Source organism: Variovorax davisae (genome assembly GCF_030316845.1).
GTDB classification, from domain to species: domain Bacteria; phylum Pseudomonadota; class Gammaproteobacteria; order Burkholderiales; family Burkholderiaceae_C; genus Variovorax; species Variovorax davisae.
In genome coordinates, this window is record NZ_JASZYS010000001.1 from 173,961 (window position 1) to 191,541 (window position 17,581).

Consider the following 17,581-nt stretch of genomic DNA (forward strand, 5'->3'; position numbering starts at 1 on the left):
TCAGCGGCGCAGCATTTCGCGCCCGCCGACCGCCGGCGCGTCGTTGCCCCACGCGCCGCGCACGAAGGTCAGCACGGCAGCGACCTCGTCGTCGTCCAGCGCCTGGTTGAAGGGCGGCATGCCATAGGGCCGTGGATTGCCCGCGGTGGCCGGCAGGAAGCCGCCATGCCGCACCACCTGGATCAGGTTGGCGGTCGAAGCCATGAGTACGGCCCGGTTGCCGGCCAGCGGCGGATAGGCGCCCAGCGCGCCCTGGCCGACGTCGCCGTGGCAGTAGGCGCAGCGCTGGTCGTAGATCTTGCTGCCGCGTTCCATCACGCGGGCGTCGCGGCGGATGGGCGCGGTGGCCGGCGCTGCCGCCTCCGATGCCGGCAGACCCTTCAGGTAGACGGCCATCGCCTGCAGGTCGGCTTCGTCGAGGTACTGGGTGCTGCGGAAGACCACGTCGGCCATCGGCCCCATGACCGAGCCGCGCGGCGAGGTCCCGGTCTTGAGCAGCGCCACGATGTCGTGCGGGTTCCAATCGGCGACGCCGGCCTCGCGCTTCGAGGTCAGCGACGGCGCATACCAGTTCTCGACCGGGATCAGCCCGCCCGAGAGGCCGAGCTTTTCTTCGGTGGCGCCGAGCACGTTGCGGGTGCCGTGGCAGGCGATGCAGTGGCCCAGGCCCTCGACCAGGTAGGCGCCGCGGTTCCATTCGGCCGGCCGCGCCGGATCGGCGGCGAAGCTGCCCGGTGTGAAGGACAGCGCGCGCCAGACCGCCAGCGCGGCCTGGGTGTCGTAGGGAAATCGCAGCTTGTGCGCCAGGTTCGGGGTCGGGGCGGGCGGGACGCTGCGGAGGTAGGCGAAGAGGGCGTCGGAATCCTCGCGCGTGACCCGCGTGAAGTTCGGGTAGGGGAAGGCGGGGTAGAGCAGGCGCCCGTCCTTCGAGCGGCCGTTGTGCATCGCGCGCCAGAAGTGGGCGGCGCTCCAGCTGCCGATGCCGGCCTGCGGGTCGGGCGTGAGGTTGCTCGAGAACACGGTGCCGAACGGCGTCTCGATGCCGACGCCGCCGGCATAGTCAGCGCCGCCGCGGGTGGTGTGGCAGCCGGCGCAGTTGCCGGCCAGGGCCAGGTAGCGGCCACGCTCGACCTGCGCCGCGCTCGGCGCGATCGGGGCGATCGGGGCGGCCGCGTCGGCGGGCAGCGGGTCCTCGCCGCGAATGTTCAGCGCGACCACGGCCACCACGGACAGCAGGGCGAGGGTGGCCAGGAAGACCAGTAGGAAGAAGAGACGTCGCATGGCGGGCTTCAGCGGTTCAGCGCGCTGCAGGGGATCGGCAGGGGGGCCGGTGGCGTGGCCGCCGGATGGCTGTCGGCCGGCACCGGCTGCAGCGCCAGCCAACTGGTCACCGCATTGATGTCGGCGGTCGTGAGCTTCCTGCCGACCTCGGCCATGCAGTCGGGCGGCAGCGCGTGGCGGTCGTTGGTGAGCCAGGCGCCGAGCTGGGAGGACAGATACAGCCGCGGCAGGCCGAGCAGGCCGGGGATGCCCGGCAGGACGCCGGTCAGCGCCTGGCCGTGGCATTGGACGCAGGCCGGGATGCCGCGCGCCGCGTCGCCCTGGAAAGCCAGCGCCAGCCCGCGCGCCAGCATTTCAGGCGTGGCATCGGTCGCGGCCGGCCTCGGCGGGTAAGGCAGGTCGAGCCCGGCGAAGTAGGCCGCGAGCTCGCGCAGATAGTCGTCCGACAGGTGCTGCACCATGTGCGTCATGTCGCTGTTGAAGCGGCGGCCGTCGCGAAAGCTGCGCAGCTGGTTGAACAGGTAGACCTCGGGCTTGCCCGACAGGCGCGGGAAATAGCCGCCGTCGGTGCTGGCGCCCTCGCGGCCATGGCAGGCGATGCAGGCCGCGGCCCGCTGGGCGATGGTGTCGGGCACCTGCATCGGGGGCGTGGCGGCAGATGCCGCCAGGCTCCAGGCGGCAAGCAGCAGGCTTTGCAGGAGGCGGGGGATTTTCATGCGTGGCGCCTTGATTCTCAGCCCTCGACTGTCGGCGATCGGCGCCGAAAAGAACAGGCTCAGTGCGACACCAATCGATCGGATCAGTTGAGCCGCTACAGTCGGCGCATGCGATGGCGATACCTTCAGATGCCAGGGTGGCTGCGGCTGCTGTGCGGCGCCGCGGCGGGCGTATTGGTCGGCCTCGGACTCGGGCTGATGCCGAAGCCGTTCGACGGCGTCGCGCGCGGGCTCCTGGGCTGGTGCGTCGGGGCCGCGGTCTACCTGCTGCCCGCCTGGTGGCTGGCCGAGACCTGCAATCCCGACCGCACCCGCGCACGGGCCCAGGCGCAGGACCAGCCCAGCGCCCTGATCCTGGCCATCATGGTGAGCGTGATCGGCGTCAGCATGGTGGTGATCGCCATGCTGCTGCGGAGCGTGCCGCAGCTGTGCGGCGCCCAGCGCATCGGCCACATCGCGCTCGGCCTGGTGGCGCTGACCGGCTCGTGGCTGATGATCCATACGATCTACGCCTTTCACTACGCCCACCGCTACTACCAGTCGGAGATCGCGCCGAACCGGCAGGGGCCGGGCCTCAAGTTTCCGGGCAAGCTGGCGCCCGACTACTTCGACTTCCTCTATCACTCCTTCGTGGTCGGCATGACCTCGCAGGTGTCCGACGTGCAGGTGACCTCGCGCGAGATGCGCCGCATCACGCTGGTGCACGGCGTGCTGTCGTTCGGCTTCAACATGCTGGTGCTGGCGCTGTCCATCAACGTCGTGGCCTCGTCGATGCAGGCCGGCGCGGGCGACGGCGGGTCAGCCGGCGGCCACGCGGCGACGGCCCAGCTTGACCAGTCCTGTCGATAGCGCGACGCCGCAGACGATCACCAGCGCGCAGATCAGCATCCACTGCGTGATCTGCTCGCCCAGAAACACCGCGCCGTAGAACAGCGCGAACACCGGCACCAGGAAGGTCACGGTCAACGCGCGTGCCGGGCCGGCGCGCTCGATCAGGCGAAAGAACAGGACGTAGGCCAGGCCGGTGCAGGCGGTGCCGACCGCCAGCAGCGCCAGCCAGGCCTTGGCGCTCGGCATCTGCGCCGGCCACAGCCAGACGGCGGGCAGCGCCAGCGCCAAGGTGGCGCCGACCTGGCTGCCGGCGGCGGTCGCCATCACCGGCACCCCGCTCAGGTACTTGCGCGTCAGGTTGGCCGCGAAGGCATAGCAGATGCAGGCCGCGAGGCAGGCCGCGATGGCCCAGCGGGCGGCGCTCTCGTCGGCGCCGGAATGGAAGCCGGCGGTGCGGCCGGCCAGCATCGCCACCCCGGCGAAGCCGATCACCAGGCCGAGGATGCGCGAGCCGTCGGGCCGGTCCTTGAACCAGCCCCAGGCCACCAGCGCGCCGAACATCGGCACCGTGGCATTGATCACCGCCGCCAGCCCGCTGTTGAGGGTCAGCAGTCCGAAGGCGAAGAAGGCGAAGGGCAGGCCGGAATTGAGGACGCCGATGCCGAGCGCGGGCTTCCAGTGCTGCCTGAAGGCCGGCCACTGGCCGCGCAGGAACATCAGCGGCAGCAGGCACAGCATCGCGATCGCGACCCGCACCGCGGCGGTCGGCAGCGCGCCGAACTCGGCCGCGCCGATGCGCATGAAAAGGAACGAGGCGCCCCACAGCGCGCCGAGCAGCAGCAGATCGACCAGCCAGGCGCGGCTGGCGGTCGGAGGGCTGGGGGTGATCGTGGGAGTCGCCGCGGTCGTTCCGCCGGCCGTGCATTCGCCTTCGCTCACAGAGCCCCTTCCAGTTCCAGCAGCGCGGTCTTGCGCTCGAGCCCGCCAGCATAGCCGGTGAGCGAACCGTCGGCGCCGAGCACGCGGTGACAGGGGACGATGACGCTGATCGGGTTGCGCCCGACCGCCGCACCGACCGCGCGCACCGCGGCCGGCTTGCCGACGCCGGCGCTCAGCGCCCCGTAGCTCGTGGTCCGGCCGGCCGGGATCGCGCGCAGCGCCTGCCACACCGACTGCTGGAAGGCGGTGCCGTGCGACAGGTCCAGCGGCAGGTCGAAGCTGTCGCGGCGGCCGGCGAAATAGTCGCCGAGCTGGGCCGCGGCCTGGCGCAGCAACGGGTGGGCATGGTCGGTCTGCCAGCCGCGGGTGTCGGGCCAGTGGCGCTGCTGGTCGAACCAGGCGCCGGCCAGGCCCTGGTCGGTGGCCGCCAGCGTGATGCTGCCGAGCGGACTGTCGATGTGGGTGGTGTAGAGGGTCGAGGTCTTGAACTTCATGGCAATCAGGCGATCGCGCCGGTGCGGGTTCGGGGTTCTTCGGCGAGCGCGGGAGCCGCCGCGACGGGCGTGGGGCGGTGCCAGGCGCGCAGCACGGCATAGCCGCGCCACGGCCGCCAGGCCTGCGACGCCTCGGCCGCGGCGCGCGCCGAGCCGACGCCGAGCGCCTTCTGCAGCGCCACGTCGCCGGCCGGGAAGGCGTCGGGCCAGCGCAGCGCCCGCATCGCGATGTATTGCGCCGTCCAGTCGCCGATGCCCGGCAGCGCCTGCAGCGCCGCCAGCGTGGTCGGCACGTCGGCGCCGGCGTGCAGCGTGAGCCGGCCCGCGAGCATCCCTTGCGCCAGGGCGAGCAGGGCGGCCTGGCGCTGGCGCACGATGCCGAGCCGGCCCAGGGCGTCGCCGCTGGCGCTGGCGATGGCCGCCGGCGTGGGGAACAGGCGGTCGAGGCCGTCGATCGGCGTCGCGATCGGCTCGCCGAAGGCCTCGACCAGGCGCGAGCCCAGCGTGCGCGCGGCGGCCACCGTGATCTGCTGGCCCAGCACCGCGCGGACGGCAAGTTCGAAGCCGTCGACCGTGCCGGGGACGCGCAGTCCGTCGCCGTCGGGGAAGCTGGCGTGCAGCACGCTGTTGATCACCATCGGCTCGGCATCCAGGTCGAGCAGCGCACGGACCCGGCTGATGACCGTCGGCAGCACCGTGGCCAGCGACTCGCCGACCTGCAGCAGGACCTGCTCGCGCCCGGGGTCGAAGCGCAGCTGCAGCCAGCCCGCGTGGCTGCGGCCGCCCTGGGCGACCCGCAGCGTGCGCGCGAACAGCGGCTGGCCGGCGCCTGCGGTCACCTGCTCGACGCCGCGCAGCGCCCGGCGGCCGAAGAAACCGAGCATCGCCTCGCTGTCGCAGGGCGGCCGGTAACCGAGCCGCACGCTGACCGAATCGCCTTGGCGCCCGCTGGCGGCGCCGGCGCGGCGCAGCGCGCTCGGGTTCAGGCCGTAGTGGGCGACGAAGGCGGCGTTGAAGCGGCGCACGCTGGCAAAGCCGCTGGACATCGCCACCTGCGTCATCGGCAGCCGGGTGTCGGCGATCAGCTGCTTGGCGGCCAGCAGGCGGCGGGTCTGCAGGTACTGCAGCGGCGAGACGCCGAACTGCGACTCGAAGATGCGGCGCAGGTGGCGGTCGCTGACGCCGAGCCGGGCCGCGATGCGCGCGGCGCCCGGTCCGTCGTCGCTCCAGGCGTCGGGCTCGTCGATCAGGCGCGCGGCCTGCAGCGCCAGGATGCGCGAGGCGTCCTCGGTCGACCAGTTGGCGGCGCGCGGCGCCAGCTCCGGCCGGCAGCGCAGGCAGGGCCTGAAGCCGGCGGCCTCGGCCTGCGCGGCATGGCGGAAGAAGCAGCAGTTTTCGCGCCGCGGCAGCTTGACCCGGCACACCGGCCGGCAATAGACGCCGGTCGAGGTCACGCCCGTGAAGAAAGAGCCGTCGAAGCGTGCATCGTGGGCCTTCATGGCCAGGTAGCAGGCATCGCTTTCGAGTCCGGCGGAGGAGGCGGGGGCGGCTGGCATGCATCGATGATACGGCTGCAGTTGGGCAAAAGTAGCCGTTTTCGGACATCTGGCCCGCTGGGGCGATGCCTACAATGTTCGACGTTTTAGGAACTTTCAGGGGATATCTTTCATGCAGCTCAGTGCGTCGATCTTCAAGGCCTATGACATCCGCGGCGTCGTGCCCGCCACGCTCGACGCGGAGGTCGCCGAGGCCCTCGGCAGGGCCTTCGGCAGTGCGGCGCGCGCCGCCGGCGAGACGACGGTGGCGGTGGGCCGGGACGGACGGCTGTCGGGGCCGGCGCTGGCCCAGGCGCTGATCCAGGGCCTGGTCGCCACGGGCATCGAGGTCATCGATGTCGGCGCGGTGACCACGCCGATGCTCTATTTCGCGGCCCACACGCTGTGCCGCAGCGGCATCCAGGTGACCGGCAGCCACAATCCGAAGGACTACAACGGCTTCAAGATGGTGCTGGCCGGCCGCGCCATCTACGGCGACGAGATCCAGGGCTTGCGCCGGGTCATGGAAGACGGCAGCGCCCGCCTGGCGGCCGGCGGCAGCGTGCGCAAGGTCGATGTCACCGAGGCCTACACGCAGCGCATCGCGGGCGACATCAAGCTCGCCCGGCCGCTGAAGATCGTGGTCGATTCGGGCAACGGCATCGCCGGCGCGTCGGCACCGGCCATCTTGCGCGCGATCGGCTGCGAGGTGGTCGAGCTGTTCAGCGAGGTCGACGGCGATTTCCCCAACCACCATCCCGACCCGAGCAAGCCCGAGAACCTCAGGGACCTGATCGCCGCGCTGAAGGCCGGAGACGCCGAGCTCGGCCTGGCCTTCGACGGCGACGGCGACCGCCTGGGCATCGTCACCAAGGACGGCAGCAACATCTACCCCGACCGCCAGATGATGCTGTTCGCGCAGGACGTGCTGTCGCGGGTGCCGGGCGGCACCATCGTCTACGACGTCAAGTGCTCGCAGCGCCTCGGCCCGGCGATCGCCGCCGCGGGCGGCCAGCCGCTGATCTACAAGACCGGCCACTCGCTGATCAAGGCGAAGATGAAGGAGATCGATTCGCCGCTGGGCGGCGAGATGAGCGGCCACATCTTCTTCAAGGAGCGCTGGTTCGGCTTCGACGACGGCACCTACGCCGGCTGCCGCCTGCTCGAGATCCTCAGCAAGAGCCCGAACGCGAGCGACGTGCTCAATGCGCTGCCGACCAGCTTCTCGACGCCCGAGCTCAACGTCGCCTGCGCCGAGGGCGAGCCGCACAGCGTGGTCGCCCAGCTGGTCGAGCGCGCGAAGTTCGCCCCGCCGGCGCAGGTCTCGACCATCGACGGCGTGCGGGTCGACTGGCCCGACGGCTTCGGCCTGGTCCGGGCATCGAACACGACGCCGGTGCTGGTGCTGCGTTTCGAAGGCCAGACCGAGGCCGCGCTGCACCGCATCGAGGCCGAGATGCTGGCGCTGCTGCGCAGCGTCAAGCCCGACGCGAAGCTGGCCGAAGCCGCGCACTGAGGCCGGCCCGAGCGTGCGTTCGCTGCTGCTGCGCCTCTACGGCGCCTTCACCACCCTGGCCCAGCCGCTGGTCCGGCGCAAGCTGCGGCGCCGCGCCGCGGCCGAGCCCGGCTACGCGCACGCGGTCGAGGAGCGCTTCGGCCACTACGACGCCGAGGCGACCGGCACCGGCTGGTGCTGGATCCACGCGGTGTCGCTCGGCGAGGCGCGGGCCGCCGGCATCCTGATCGAGGAATTGCGCCGCCAGTACCCGGGCATCCCGATCCTGCTCACCAACGGCACGGCCACCGGCCGCGAGGAGGGCGCTAAGCTGCTGCAGCCGGGCGACCTGCAGGTCTGGCAGCCCTGGGATGCGCCGGGCGCGGTGGCCCGCTTTCTCGATCGCTTCCGGCCGCGCATCGGCGTGCTGATGGAAACCGAGGTCTGGCCCGAGATGACCGCTGCCTGCACCGAGCGCGGCATTCCGCTGGTGCTGGCCAATGCGCGGCTGAACGAGAAGTCGCTGGCCGGGGCCGAGCGGCTCGCCTGGCTGGCGCGCCCGGCCTACTCGGCGCTGGCCGCCGTGTGGGCCCAGACCGAAGCCGATTCGCATCGGCTGGTGTCCCTGGGCGCCAAGGTCGCGGGCGTCTACGGCAACCTCAAGTTCGACGCCACGCCCGACATGCGGCAGCTCAACGCGGCGGCCAAGCTGCGCACGCAGCTGCCGCGGCCGATCGTGGTCTTCGCGAGTTCGCGCGACGGCGAGGAGCGGCAGCTGCTGGAGGTGCTCAAGCGCTTCGGCGCGCTGGCGCCGGTGCCGCCCGAGCAGGAGGCGGTCCGCTCGATCGCCCGGCGGGTGCACGACGTGCAGTGGATGATCGTGCCGCGGCACCCGCAGCGCTTCGACGAGGTCGCGGCGCTGGTCGAGTCGCATGGCTTCGCGGTGGCGCGGCGCAGCGCCGCCGGCGCCCCGGCGGAGGCCGAGATCTGGCTCGGCGATTCGCTCGGCGAGATGGCGCTGTACTACGGCCTGGCCGACGTCGCGCTGCTGGGCGGCAGTTTCGAGCCGCTGGGCGGCCAGAACCTGATCGAGGCCGCGGCCTGCGGCTGTCCGGTGATCATGGGGCCGTCGACCTTCAACTTCGCGGAAGCGGCCGAGTTGTCGCTGGCGGCGGGTGCTTCGCAGCGCGTGCCGGATATGGAGCATGCGGTGACGGCGGCGCTCAAGCTGACCGAGAACCCCGAGCGCCGCGAGGCGATGTCGCAGGCCGCGCTGGCCTTCGCCAACGCCAATCGCGGCGCGGCCGAGCGCACCGCCAGCGCGCTGCTGGCGATTGCGGAGGCGGCCTCGCCGGTGGGGGAGGAGCGGGCGGAGCCGCGGTTGGAGTAGGGGCAGGGGCGGACGCCGCGGCTTCGGCAAAATACGGTCGACCTCAATCGGAGCGACCCATGCGCATCGAACACATCGCCCTCTGGACCCAGGACCTCGAGCGCTTCAAGCGCTTCTACGTCGACTATTTCGGCGCTGCGGCGGGCAGCGGCTATGTCAATCCGGCCAAGGGCTTTGCATCCTGCTTCCTGAGCTTCGGCGACGGCGCGCGCATCGAGGCGATGACGACCACCACGCTGAATCCGATGGTCATCGAGCCAGGCGCCCAGCGCATGGGCCTGACACATTTCGCGGTATCGCTGGGCTCCGAGGCAGCGGTCGACGTGCTGACGCAGCGCCTGAAGGCCGACGGCTATCCGGTGCTCGACGGGCCGCGCAGGACCGGCGACGGCTACTACGAGAGCGTGGTGCTGGATCCGGACGGCAACCGGGTAGAGATCACCGCCTGAATCGAACGGGGCGTTTGACAGGATATTCTGGTTGTATATACTTTTGGTATATACGAAAAAGGAAATCGCATGACGTATGCCCGCGTCTTCCAGTCCGGCAACAGCCAGGCGGTGCGGCTGCCCAAGGAGTTCCGCTTCAATGCGGAGGAGGTGGAGATTTTTCGTCAGGGCAACGACGTTGTCCTGCGCGAGCGGCCCGTGAGCGCGGTCGCGATCCTCGACGCACTGGTCCGCATGCCCGCCGATTTCATGGCCGACGGCCGTGACGACGGCCCGCCACAGGAACGCGAGCTCCTTTGATGGCCATCCGCTTCCTGCTCGACACCAACATCTGCATCTACATCGCCAAGCACAACCCACCGGCCGTGCGGGCGCGTTTCGAGCAACTCGCGCCTGATGTGCTCGCGATGTCCGCCATCACCTTCGGCGAACTGCGATTCGGCGCCGAAAAGAGCCAGGCCCGCGGCAAGGCATTGGCGGCGTTGGAGCAGTTGCAAAGCGCCATCCGGATTGCGCCGCTGACCGAAGCGGCCAGCCAGCATTACGGCGAGATCCGCAGCCACCTCGAACGCATCGGCCAGCCGATCGGCAACAACGATCTCTGGATCGCGGCCCACGCACGCGCAGAAGGCTGGGTGCTCGTCACCAACAACGAGCGAGAGTTCCGCCGCGTGGAAGGGCTGTCGGTCGAGAACTGGGTGACGGCCCCCTGACGCTCAGCGTCCCGGCAACTCGACCCTGTGCGCGGGCGGCAGCAAATAACCATCGCGATACACCCCCTGGATCAGCCCGCTGACCCGGTCATTGGAGCGGGCCGTCACGAACTCCCGCTCCGAGGTCTGGTAGACCACGATCGTGCAGGGAGTGCGCTTGCTGAGCGTGCGGGCGACACCGGTCGCCTGGCTGGAGGTAGGGTAGGTGTTCATGAGAACCATATCGGCAGCGCGCCTGAATGCTGAAGGGCTGCGCCGCCGTATCGGGCTCAGGCGCCGCGACCCTGGAAGAACGCGTTCAATTCGTTGCCCGAAGCCGCCTCCGCGAAGCCGTCGAAGCGCCCCTCTTCGGCGATGCCGCGCGCCGCCCGGATGAACCCGCCCCAGGCCGCGCGGGCCATGGCGCCGCCGACGCTGACCCGCCGCACGCCCAGCGCCTCGATGTCCTTCATCGTGAGCTCGCTGGTCGCGCCGACCAGCAGGTTGACCGGCTTCGGCGCCACCGCGGCGACCACGGCCGCGATCTGCTCGCGGGTGCGGATGCCCGGGGCATAGAGGCAGTCGGCGCCGGCCTCCGAATACGCCTTCAGCCGCGCGATGGCGTCGTCCAGGTCGGGCCGGCCGGCGAAGAAGTTCTCGGCCCGCCCCACCAGCAGCACCTCGCCGCCGGCTTCGTCGATGGCGGCGCGGGCGGCGCGCAGGCGCGCCACCGCGACGTCGATGTCATGCAGCGGATGCGCAGGATCGCCGGTCGAGTCCTCGATCGACAGGCCGGCCACGCCGGTCGCGATCGCCATGCGCACGCTCTCTGCGACGCCCTGCGGATCGGCCGCAAAGCCACTTTCGAAGTCGGCGTTCACCGGCAGGTCGGTGGCCGCCGCGATGTCGCGCAGGTGGGCCAGCACCGCCTCTCGCGAGAGCGCGCCATCGGGGCGGCCCAGCGTCCAGGCGTAGCCCGAACTGGTGGTCGCCAGCGCCTGGAAGCCAAGGCCTTCGAGCCAGCGCGCGCTGCCGACGTCCCAGGGGTTCGGGATCGCGAAGCAGCCGGTACGGTGAAGCACGCGGAAGTCGGCGCGCCTTTCTGCAAGGGTGCGGGTCATGGGGAGCCTCCTGGCGCCGCATTGTGCGCCCTACCGCCCGGTAGGAGCGCGAGTCTCCAAGGCGACGCCGCCTCCGGAGAAACCTTAGGCGGCGCCGCCGCGCCCGCTTCCACAATGGCCCGGCGCGCTCGATGCCGACGCGGCTGCATCGCCTGGGCCAACCGAGGATTCATGTGGAAATGTTCTTTCAGCAACTCCTGAACGGCCTGACCGTCGGGGGCGTCTACAGCCTGGTGGCGCTGGGCCTGACGCTGGTCTACGGCATCCTGCACGTGCCGAACTTCGCCCATGGCGCGTTCTACATGTCGGGCGCGTTCGCGGGCTACTACCTGATGGCCAAGCTGGGCCTCAACTACTGGCTCGCGATGGCCGGTGCCGCCGCCATCGTGGCCGCCATCTCGATGCTGACGCAGCGGCTGGTGTTCCACCCGCTGCGCAACGCGCCCGAACTGCACGACATGATCGCCGCCATCGGCGTGCTGCTGTTCCTTGAGGCCGGCGCCCAGGCGCTGTTCGGTGCCGACTTCCACCGCATGCCGACGCCCTACGGCCAGATCGTCGAGGTCTTCGGCCTCACGGCGCCGCTGCAGCGCCTCTTGATCATCGCCGGCGCCTTCGGCCTGATGGTGCTGCTGCACCTGTTCCTCAACCACACGGTGATCGGCTCGACCATCATCGCGATGGCGCAGAACCGCGACGGCGCCGCCCTGGTGGGCATCGACGCCACCCGCGTGACCCTGCTGGTGTTCGCGATCTCGGGCGCGCTGGCGGCGGTCGCGGCGGTGCTCTATGCGCCCATCAACCTGGTCTACCCGGCGATGGGCAACCTGGTCATCACCAAGGCCTTCGTGATCATCATCCTGGGCGGCATGGGCAGCTTCCCGGGGGCGATCGTCGGCGGGCTGATCATCGGCATGGCCGAGAGCTTCGGCGGCTTCTACTTCTCGACCGACTACAAGGACATCATCGCCTTCGTGCTGCTGGTGGTCATCCTGTCGTTCCGCCCGCAGGGCCTGTTCACCGGGAAGGGAGCACGCTGATGAACTGGCTCCAAGGCAAGACCGGCTGGGCGCTGCTGGCCGTGGCGGCGCTCGCGTTCCCGCTGTTCGCGCAGAACAACTACCTGATCTCGGTGGCGACGCAGGCCTTCATCATGGCCATCGCCGCGCTCGGCATGAACCTGATCACCGGCTACACCGGGCAGTTCAACCTCGCGCACGGCGCCTTCATGGCGGTGGGCGCCTACACGGTCGGCATCCTCACGGTCGACCACCAGGTGCCGTTCTGGATCGCCTTCCTGGCGGCCGGCGTGGTGACCGCGGTGCTGGGCTTCTTCATCGGCCTCTTGTCGCTGCGCCTGCGCGGCCACTACTTCTCGATCTTCACGCTGTGCGTGAGCTACATCATGTTCCTGCTGATCGAGAAGTGGGAAAGCCTGACCCACGGGCCGGTCGGCATTATGGGGATCCCGGCGCCGACCGGCATCGGCCCGCTGCAGTTCGGCACGCCGCTCGCGCAGTATTACCTGGTGCTGGCCTTCCTGGTGCTCGGCCTGTGGATCATGTCGCGCATCGTGCGCTCGCTGCTGGGCCGCAGCTTCATGGCGGTGCGCAACAGCGACGACCTGGCCGAGGCGCTGGGCATCGACCTGATGCGCACCAAGACGCTGTCCTTCGTGCTGTCGGTGGTCTACGCCGGCTTCGCGGGCGCGCTGTATGCGGGCCAGGTGCGCTTTCTCGGGCCCGACCTGGCGAGCGAGGCCGTGACCTTCGACCTCGTGATGTTCGTGCTGGTCGGCGGCATCGGCACCTTGCTGGGGCCGCTGCTCGGCACCTTCCTCGTGACCTGGCTGACGCAGAGCCTGCAGTTCCTGCAGGACTACCGCATGGTGGTGTTCGGCCCGGTGCTGATCGCGCTGATCATCTTCCTGCCGGACGGCATCGTCGGCACCTGGCTCAAGCGGCGCGCCCAGCGCGCCGATGCGGCCCAGGCCGCGAAGGCAGCCACCCCGGGCGCCGCGGCGCAGGAGGCGCAGGGCAATGCTTGAAATCGAATCGCTGACCAAGCAGTTCTTCGGCCTCACGGCGGTCGACGACATCTCGACGCGCTTCGAGCGCGGGCAGGTGAGCGCGATCATCGGGCCCAACGGCGCCGGCAAGACCACCTTCTTCAACCTCGTGGCCGGCACCCACAAGCCGAGTTCCGGGCGCATCCGCTTCAACGGGCAGGATGTGACCGGCCTGCGCCCCGACCATGTGGCCAGGCTCGGCATCGCGCGCACCTTCCAGACCACGCACCTGTTCGACAACGCCACCGTGCTCGACAACCTGATCGTCGGCCATCGGCTGCGCACGAAGTCGGGCCTGTGGGATGTGCTCGCCAACACGCGGCGCTTGCAGGAAGAAGAACGGCTGTGCCGCGAGAAGGCGCGCGAGGCGCTCGACTTCGTCGGTCTCTCGCATGTGGCGACGCGCATCGCGGCCGACATCACGCAGGAGGAGCGCAAGCGCGTCGCCTTCGCGCTGGCGCTGGCGACCGACCCCGAACTGCTGCTGCTCGACGAACCGGCCGGCGGCGTGAATCCCGAGGAGACCGTGGGCCTCGCGGCCCTGATCCGCAAGCTGGTGGACCACGGCAAGACGGTCTGCCTGATCGAGCACAAGATGGACATGATCATGCGACTGGCCGACAAGATCGTCGTGCTGAACAACGGCGCCAAGATCGCCGAGGGCACGCCGGAGCAGATCCGGCGCGACCCGCAGGTGATCGATGCCTACCTGGGGGTCGACCATGCTGCGGTTTGAAGGCGTCGACCTGCACTACGGCAGCTTCCGCGCGCTCGCCGGCGTGACGCTGCACGCGGCGCCCGGCGAACTGGTGGTGCTGCTGGGCGCCAACGGCGCCGGCAAGACCTCGATCTTCATGGCCGCCAGCGGCATCCACAAGCCGAGCGCCGGCAGCATCCGCTTCGGCGAGCAGGAACTGGTCGGCCAGCGCCCGGCCCAGATCGTCGCCTCGGGCCTGGTGCACTGCCCCGAGGGACGCAAGCTGTTCCCGATGATGTCGGTGAAGAAGAACCTCACGCTCGGCGCCTACGTGCACCGGCGCGACAGCGCGGGCATCCAGCGCTCGCTCGACGAGGTGTTCGAGCTGTTCCCGATGCTGGCGCAGAAGCAGGACCACCCGGCCGGTTCGCTCTCGGGCGGCCAGCAGCAGATGGTGGCCATCGGCCGCGCCCTGCTGGGCCGCCCCAAGTTGCTGCTGCTCGACGAGCCCTCGCTGGGCCTGGCGCCGCTGATCGTCAAGCAGGTGTTCGAGGTCATCCAGCGCATCAACAAGGCCGGCACCACGGTGCTGCTGGCCGAGCAGAACGCCTATTCGGCCTTGGCGATCGCCGACCGCGCCTACGTCATCGAGCGCGGCCGCATCGCGCTCGAAGGCGACCGCGATTCGCTGCTGCACAACGAGGCGGTGCGTGCGGCGTATATCGGCGCCTGAGACCTTGCGGGACCGACTGAGACTTTGCGGGACAGACCAAGAAACTGCGCAGCAGTTTTTGCTCTGTCCTCAACTGATTAGAGAAACGTTCAACCACCTGGAGACACCCCTATGAGCATCACAACAAAAGCCTTGCCCCTCGTCGCCGCCCTCGCAGCGGCCTTCAGCGCCGGCAGCGCCTTCGCGCAGGAAACGGTCAAGATCGGCTTCACCGGCCCCTTGAGCGGCGGTGCCGCGCTCTACGGCAAGAACGTGGTCAACGGCATGGAGATGGCCATCAAGGAGATCAATGCCGCCGGCCTCGAGGTCGCCGGCAAGAAGGTCAAGCTCGAACTGGTGGCGCTGGACGACAAGTACGCGCCGGCCGAGGCCGCGATCAACGCCCGCCGGCTGGTGCAGCAGTACCAGAGCCCGGCGGTGTTCGTGCCGCACTCGGGCGGCATCTACGCGATGCAGGCCTTCAACGAGCAGGAGAAGTTCATCGTGATGGCGTACTCGAGCACGCCCAAGATCACCGAGACCGGCAACAAGCTCACGATCCGCATCCCGCCGACCTTCAACTCCTACATCGAGCCCTTCACCAGCTACGAGATGAAGAAGTTCGGCAAGAAGGTCGGCATGCTGCCGGGCGACCACGAATATGCGAAGAACTGGACCCAGCTCTTCGGCCCGGCCTGGGAGAAGGCGGGCGGCACGATCGCCTCGAACAACCCGATGTCCTACAACCGCTCGGCCGACTTCTACAGCGGCGTGAGCCGGGTGCTGGCCGAGAAGCCCGACGTGCTGTTCGTCGGCGGCCCGTCGGAGCCGACCGCGCTGGTGGTCAAGCAGGCGCGCGAGCTGGGCTTCAAGGGCGGCTTCCTGATCATGGACCAGGCCAAGCTCGACGAGATGGCCAAGGTCACGGGCGGCCTGGCGCCGCTGGAAGGCTCGATCGGCGTGCTGCCGGTGTCGTACGACGAAAGAGTCGGCCCCAAGACCTTCGCCGCCGCCTACCGCAAGGCCTACGGTGCCGACAAGGACCCGACCACCGAGTCTTCCTACAACTACACGCTGACGCACGCGCTGGCCGGCGCCATGAAGCTGGCCGGCACGACCACCGATGCGGCCGCGATCCGCGCCAAGATCGGCGAGGCGCTGACCAAGATGCCGACCGACACCAACGCGGGCGGGTTCAAGGGCGTCGACGCCGTGGGCGGCACGATCGTCGATCCGCTGGTCGCCACGGTCGAGGGCGGCAAGATCAAGCCGGTGAACCTGAGCGACCTGGCAAAGTAGGGCTGTCCGCCGACAGCAGCTTGGGTCAGGGCTCGACGACGTTGAACATCGGCTCGAACTCGTCGAGCATGCCCAGCAGCGCGTAGACCTTGTCGGCGTCGCCGTCGACCGCGATCTGCCCGGCCGCGATGCCGCTGGTGATCGCGGCGGCGATGCCGGCCTCGTTGGCCAGCAGCTTCGCCAGGCCGTCGCGGCTGACCGCGATCGACGCCTCGGCGGCGCTCGCGGCGCGGGCGTCGCAGGGCCGGTAGCTGAGGGCGGCGTTGGCCAGCGTCAGCGTCCAGCGCTCCCGCGCATCGACGATGTGCCAGGCCAGGCTCATCCGGTGGCCGCTCGCACGCTCCGCGACCAGGCGGATCGCCAGGCAATCCAGGAACATCTCCATCGGCACCGCCTTCAGCAGGTCGTAGCTCATGCTGCGGCGCCTGGCCGCCGGCACACCGACCCGAAGCTCGCGTGCGGCCAGCAGGTAGGCATTGCGCCAGGTGGCCGATTCGCTGGCGAAGCCGAGCGCCTCGAGCGCCGCGGCGCATAGCGTGCGCGCGGCCTGGTTGCCGGGGTCGGCGAACACCAGGTGGCTCGCGACCTCGGCGACCCAGCGGTGCTCGCCGCGCTGGAAGTCGGCCTGGGCGCGTTCGAGCAGCGCGTCGGCGCCGCCCATGTAGGCCACATAGCGCGCGCCGGCTTCGACCGGCGGCAGCGCATGCAGCCGCGACGGATTGCCGTCGTACCAGCCCAGGTAATGCTGCACCACGGCCTTGACGTTGTGGACCAGCGTGCCGTAGTAGCCCTGCGCATGGTCGACGTCGATCAGTTCGGGCGGCAGCCGCAGCAGTTCGGCGATTTCGACCGCGGTATGGCCCTGGTTCATGAGCCGCACGGTCTGGTCGTGCACGTACTTGTACAGGTCGCGCTGCTGGGCGATGAAGCGGGTCAGCGTCTCCTGGCCCCAGGTCGGCCAGTTGTGCTGCGCGAAGACCACGTCGGCATGGGGTGCGAACTCGTGCAGCGCCTCGTCGAGGTAGCGCGACCAGAGCCGCGCATCGCGCACCTGGGCGCCGCGCAGCGGACACAGGTTGTGCATCGTGTGCTGGCCCAGTTCGGCGAGGTTCAGCGCCCGCAGCTGCGGAAAGAAGAAGAACATCTCCGCGGGCGCCTCGCTCTCGGGCGCCAAGGCAAAGACGATCTCGATGCCGTCGACCATGTGCCGCTCGCGCTCCTTCTCGATCGTGCGGGTCGGCGGGATCAGCGTCACGGTGCCGTGCGGCAGGCTCTTGCCGAGGCCGCAGTCGACCTGGCCGCAGACGCCGCGCTGCAGCGTGCTGCCGAACTGGAACTGCGAGCGGCGCGACATCGCGTTGCCGGCGATCATGTTCTCGGCCACGGTATGCCAGAGGAAGCCGGCCGGCGCGATGATCGGCACGCCGCGGCGGATCGCGTCCTGTTCGTCGATGACGCCGCGCACGCCGCCGAAGTGGTCGACGTGGCTGTGGCTGTAGATCACCGCCGTGACCGGCCTGTCGCCGCGCTGCTCGCGATACAGCCTGAGCGCGGCCGCCGCCGTCTCGGCGCAGGTCAGCGGGTCGATCACGATCACGCCGCGCTCGCCCTCGATGATCGTCATGTTGGCGAGGTCGAAGCCGCGCACCTGGTAGATGCGCTCGCACACCTCGAACAGGCCGTGCGCCATGTTGCGGCGGGCCTGCTGCCAGAGCCCGGGGTGGACCGTGGGCGCGGGCTCTTCGGCTTCGAGGAACTCGTAGCCGGCCAGGGTCCAGACGATGCGGCCGGTGGCGTCCCGGATCTCGGCATCGGGCCAGCTCGCAATGAAACCGCGGGTGGTGGGGTCGGGGTGCTGCATC

General features: G+C 70.0%; 19 protein-coding genes. 11 read left to right on the forward strand and 8 right to left on the reverse strand.

The window, feature by feature from the left end; genetic code table 11:
- Together QTI33_RS00850 and QTI33_RS00855 are read right to left on the reverse strand one after the other, a co-directional pair.
- Nucleotides 1-1,281, reverse strand: a complete 1,281-nt coding sequence (locus QTI33_RS00850) for a c-type cytochrome (protein ID WP_286503798.1) — start codon at nt 1,279-1,281, stop codon at nt 1-3.
- 8 nt (nt 1,282-1,289) lie between these two features.
- On the reverse strand, nt 1,290-1,997 hold the full coding sequence (locus QTI33_RS00855; RefSeq protein ID WP_286503799.1) for a c-type cytochrome: 708 nt from the start codon (nt 1,995-1,997) through the stop codon (nt 1,290-1,292).
- Nucleotides 1,998-2,126: 129 nt separating this feature from the next.
- On the opposite strand from QTI33_RS00855, the gene QTI33_RS00860 reads away from it, so the two are divergent.
- A complete protein-coding gene (locus QTI33_RS00860) occupies nt 2,127-2,846 on the forward strand; it encodes a DUF1345 domain-containing protein (protein ID WP_286503800.1) in 720 nt (239 codons plus the stop codon).
- Here the strand turns inward: QTI33_RS00860 and QTI33_RS00865 are convergent.
- Genes QTI33_RS00865 through QTI33_RS00875 form a run of 3 tightly spaced genes read right to left on the reverse strand, consistent with a single transcriptional unit; the run spans nt 2,796 to nt 5,817 of the window.
- The gene (locus QTI33_RS00865; RefSeq protein ID WP_286504522.1) at nt 2,796-3,716 is read right to left on the reverse strand and encodes a DMT family transporter; all 921 of its coding nucleotides are present in this window, start codon (nt 3,714-3,716) and stop codon (nt 2,796-2,798) included. The two genes, QTI33_RS00860 and QTI33_RS00865, sit on opposite strands and share 51 nt — an antisense overlap.
- A gap of 47 nt (nt 3,717-3,763) precedes the next feature.
- Nucleotides 3,764-4,261, reverse strand: a complete 498-nt coding sequence (locus QTI33_RS00870) for a methylated-DNA--[protein]-cysteine S-methyltransferase (RefSeq protein WP_286503801.1) — start codon at nt 4,259-4,261, stop codon at nt 3,764-3,766.
- A gap of 5 nt (nt 4,262-4,266) precedes the next feature.
- Nucleotides 4,267-5,817: a DNA-3-methyladenine glycosylase 2 family protein gene (locus QTI33_RS00875; RefSeq protein WP_286503802.1), complete on the reverse strand. Its 1,551-nt coding sequence runs from the start codon at nt 5,815-5,817 to the stop codon at nt 4,267-4,269.
- Between the two features lie 112 nt (nt 5,818-5,929).
- On the opposite strand from QTI33_RS00875, the gene QTI33_RS00880 reads away from it, so the two are divergent.
- The 5 genes from QTI33_RS00880 (at nt 5,930) to vapC (ending at nt 9,843) form a co-directional block, all read left to right on the forward strand.
- On the forward strand, nt 5,930-7,312 hold the full coding sequence (locus QTI33_RS00880; protein WP_286503804.1) for a phosphomannomutase/phosphoglucomutase: 1,383 nt from the start codon (nt 5,930-5,932) through the stop codon (nt 7,310-7,312).
- Nucleotides 7,313-7,325: 13 nt separating this feature from the next.
- On the forward strand, nt 7,326-8,681 hold the full coding sequence (locus tag QTI33_RS00885; RefSeq protein WP_286503805.1) for a 3-deoxy-D-manno-octulosonic acid transferase: 1,356 nt from the start codon (nt 7,326-7,328) through the stop codon (nt 8,679-8,681).
- A gap of 59 nt (nt 8,682-8,740) precedes the next feature.
- On the forward strand, nt 8,741-9,130 hold the full coding sequence (locus QTI33_RS00890) for a VOC family protein (RefSeq protein WP_286503806.1): 390 nt from the start codon (nt 8,741-8,743) through the stop codon (nt 9,128-9,130).
- A 69-nt stretch (nt 9,131-9,199) separates the two neighbouring features.
- Nucleotides 9,200-9,430 (forward strand): antitoxin, encoded by a 231-nt coding sequence (locus QTI33_RS00895; protein ID WP_286503807.1) that lies wholly within the window; start codon nt 9,200-9,202, stop codon nt 9,428-9,430.
- The gene (gene vapC / locus QTI33_RS00900; protein WP_286503808.1) at nt 9,430-9,843 is read left to right on the forward strand and encodes a type II toxin-antitoxin system tRNA(fMet)-specific endonuclease VapC; all 414 of its coding nucleotides are present in this window, start codon (nt 9,430-9,432) and stop codon (nt 9,841-9,843) included. The genes QTI33_RS00895 and vapC overlap by 1 nt, the downstream gene beginning before the upstream one ends.
- 3 nt (nt 9,844-9,846) lie before the next feature.
- Here the strand turns inward: vapC and QTI33_RS00905 are convergent, their stop codons facing one another.
- Both QTI33_RS00905 and QTI33_RS00910 read right to left on the reverse strand, forming a co-directional pair.
- Nucleotides 9,847-10,056 (reverse strand): hypothetical protein, encoded by a 210-nt coding sequence (locus tag QTI33_RS00905; RefSeq protein WP_286503809.1) that lies wholly within the window; start codon nt 10,054-10,056, stop codon nt 9,847-9,849.
- A 56-nt stretch (nt 10,057-10,112) separates the two neighbouring features.
- On the reverse strand, nt 10,113-10,943 hold the full coding sequence (locus QTI33_RS00910; RefSeq protein WP_286503810.1) for an isocitrate lyase/PEP mutase family protein: 831 nt from the start codon (nt 10,941-10,943) through the stop codon (nt 10,113-10,115).
- A 173-nt stretch (nt 10,944-11,116) separates the two neighbouring features.
- Here QTI33_RS00910 and QTI33_RS00915 point away from each other — a divergent pair, with 173 nt between their 5' ends.
- The 5 genes from QTI33_RS00915 to QTI33_RS00935 all read left to right on the forward strand — a co-directional run bounded on the left by QTI33_RS00915 (nt 11,117) and on the right by QTI33_RS00935 (nt 15,719).
- A complete protein-coding gene (locus QTI33_RS00915) occupies nt 11,117-11,983 on the forward strand; it encodes a branched-chain amino acid ABC transporter permease (RefSeq protein WP_286503811.1) in 867 nt (288 codons plus the stop codon).
- Nucleotides 11,983-12,990, forward strand: coding sequence for a branched-chain amino acid ABC transporter permease (locus QTI33_RS00920; protein ID WP_286503812.1), 1,008 nt, complete (start codon nt 11,983-11,985; stop codon nt 12,988-12,990). Before QTI33_RS00915 ends, QTI33_RS00920 begins: the two co-directional genes overlap by 1 nt.
- Nucleotides 12,983-13,747: an ABC transporter ATP-binding protein gene (locus QTI33_RS00925; RefSeq protein ID WP_286503813.1), complete on the forward strand. Its 765-nt coding sequence runs from the start codon at nt 12,983-12,985 to the stop codon at nt 13,745-13,747. Before QTI33_RS00920 ends, QTI33_RS00925 begins: the two co-directional genes overlap by 8 nt.
- Nucleotides 13,734-14,441, forward strand: a complete 708-nt coding sequence (locus QTI33_RS00930) for an ABC transporter ATP-binding protein (protein WP_286503814.1) — start codon at nt 13,734-13,736, stop codon at nt 14,439-14,441. Before QTI33_RS00925 ends, QTI33_RS00930 begins: the two co-directional genes overlap by 14 nt.
- A 111-nt stretch (nt 14,442-14,552) precedes the next feature.
- Nucleotides 14,553-15,719, forward strand: a complete 1,167-nt coding sequence (locus QTI33_RS00935; protein ID WP_286503815.1) for an ABC transporter substrate-binding protein — start codon at nt 14,553-14,555, stop codon at nt 15,717-15,719.
- A gap of 25 nt (nt 15,720-15,744) precedes the next feature.
- Here QTI33_RS00935 and QTI33_RS00940 read toward each other — a convergent pair whose 3' ends face one another.
- Entirely contained in the window at nt 15,745-17,580 is a 1,836-nt protein-coding gene (locus tag QTI33_RS00940; protein WP_286503816.1) for an alkyl/aryl-sulfatase, read from the reverse strand.
- Nucleotide 17,581 lies beyond the last annotated feature (1 nt).

Coding starts and splice junctions, on each gene's coding strand:
- QTI33_RS00850 (WP_286503798.1), bottom strand. CDS start 1,281: ATGCGACGTCTCTTCTTCCTACTGGTCTTCCTGGCCACCCTCGCCCTG.
- QTI33_RS00855 (WP_286503799.1), bottom strand. CDS start 1,997: ATGAAAATCCCCCGCCTCCTGCAAAGCCTGCTGCTTGCCGCCTGGAGC.
- QTI33_RS00860 (WP_286503800.1), top strand. CDS start 2,127: ATGCCAGGGTGGCTGCGGCTGCTGTGCGGCGCCGCGGCGGGCGTATTG.
- QTI33_RS00870 (WP_286503801.1), bottom strand. CDS start 4,261: ATGAAGTTCAAGACCTCGACCCTCTACACCACCCACATCGACAGTCCG.
- QTI33_RS00875 (WP_286503802.1), bottom strand. CDS start 5,817: ATGCCAGCCGCCCCCGCCTCCTCCGCCGGACTCGAAAGCGATGCCTGC.
- QTI33_RS00880 (WP_286503804.1), top strand. CDS start 5,930: ATGCAGCTCAGTGCGTCGATCTTCAAGGCCTATGACATCCGCGGCGTC.
- QTI33_RS00890 (WP_286503806.1), top strand. CDS start 8,741: ATGCGCATCGAACACATCGCCCTCTGGACCCAGGACCTCGAGCGCTTC.
- QTI33_RS00895 (WP_286503807.1), top strand. CDS start 9,200: ATGACGTATGCCCGCGTCTTCCAGTCCGGCAACAGCCAGGCGGTGCGG.
- vapC (WP_286503808.1), top strand. CDS start 9,430: ATGGCCATCCGCTTCCTGCTCGACACCAACATCTGCATCTACATCGCC.
- QTI33_RS00905 (WP_286503809.1), bottom strand. CDS start 10,056: ATGAACACCTACCCTACCTCCAGCCAGGCGACCGGTGTCGCCCGCACG.
- QTI33_RS00910 (WP_286503810.1), bottom strand. CDS start 10,943: ATGACCCGCACCCTTGCAGAAAGGCGCGCCGACTTCCGCGTGCTTCAC.
- QTI33_RS00920 (WP_286503812.1), top strand. CDS start 11,983: ATGAACTGGCTCCAAGGCAAGACCGGCTGGGCGCTGCTGGCCGTGGCG.
- QTI33_RS00925 (WP_286503813.1), top strand. CDS start 12,983: ATGCTTGAAATCGAATCGCTGACCAAGCAGTTCTTCGGCCTCACGGCG.
- QTI33_RS00930 (WP_286503814.1), top strand. CDS start 13,734: ATGCTGCGGTTTGAAGGCGTCGACCTGCACTACGGCAGCTTCCGCGCG.
- QTI33_RS00935 (WP_286503815.1), top strand. CDS start 14,553: ATGAGCATCACAACAAAAGCCTTGCCCCTCGTCGCCGCCCTCGCAGCG.
- QTI33_RS00940 (WP_286503816.1), bottom strand. CDS start 17,580: ATGCAGCACCCCGACCCCACCACCCGCGGTTTCATTGCGAGCTGGCCC.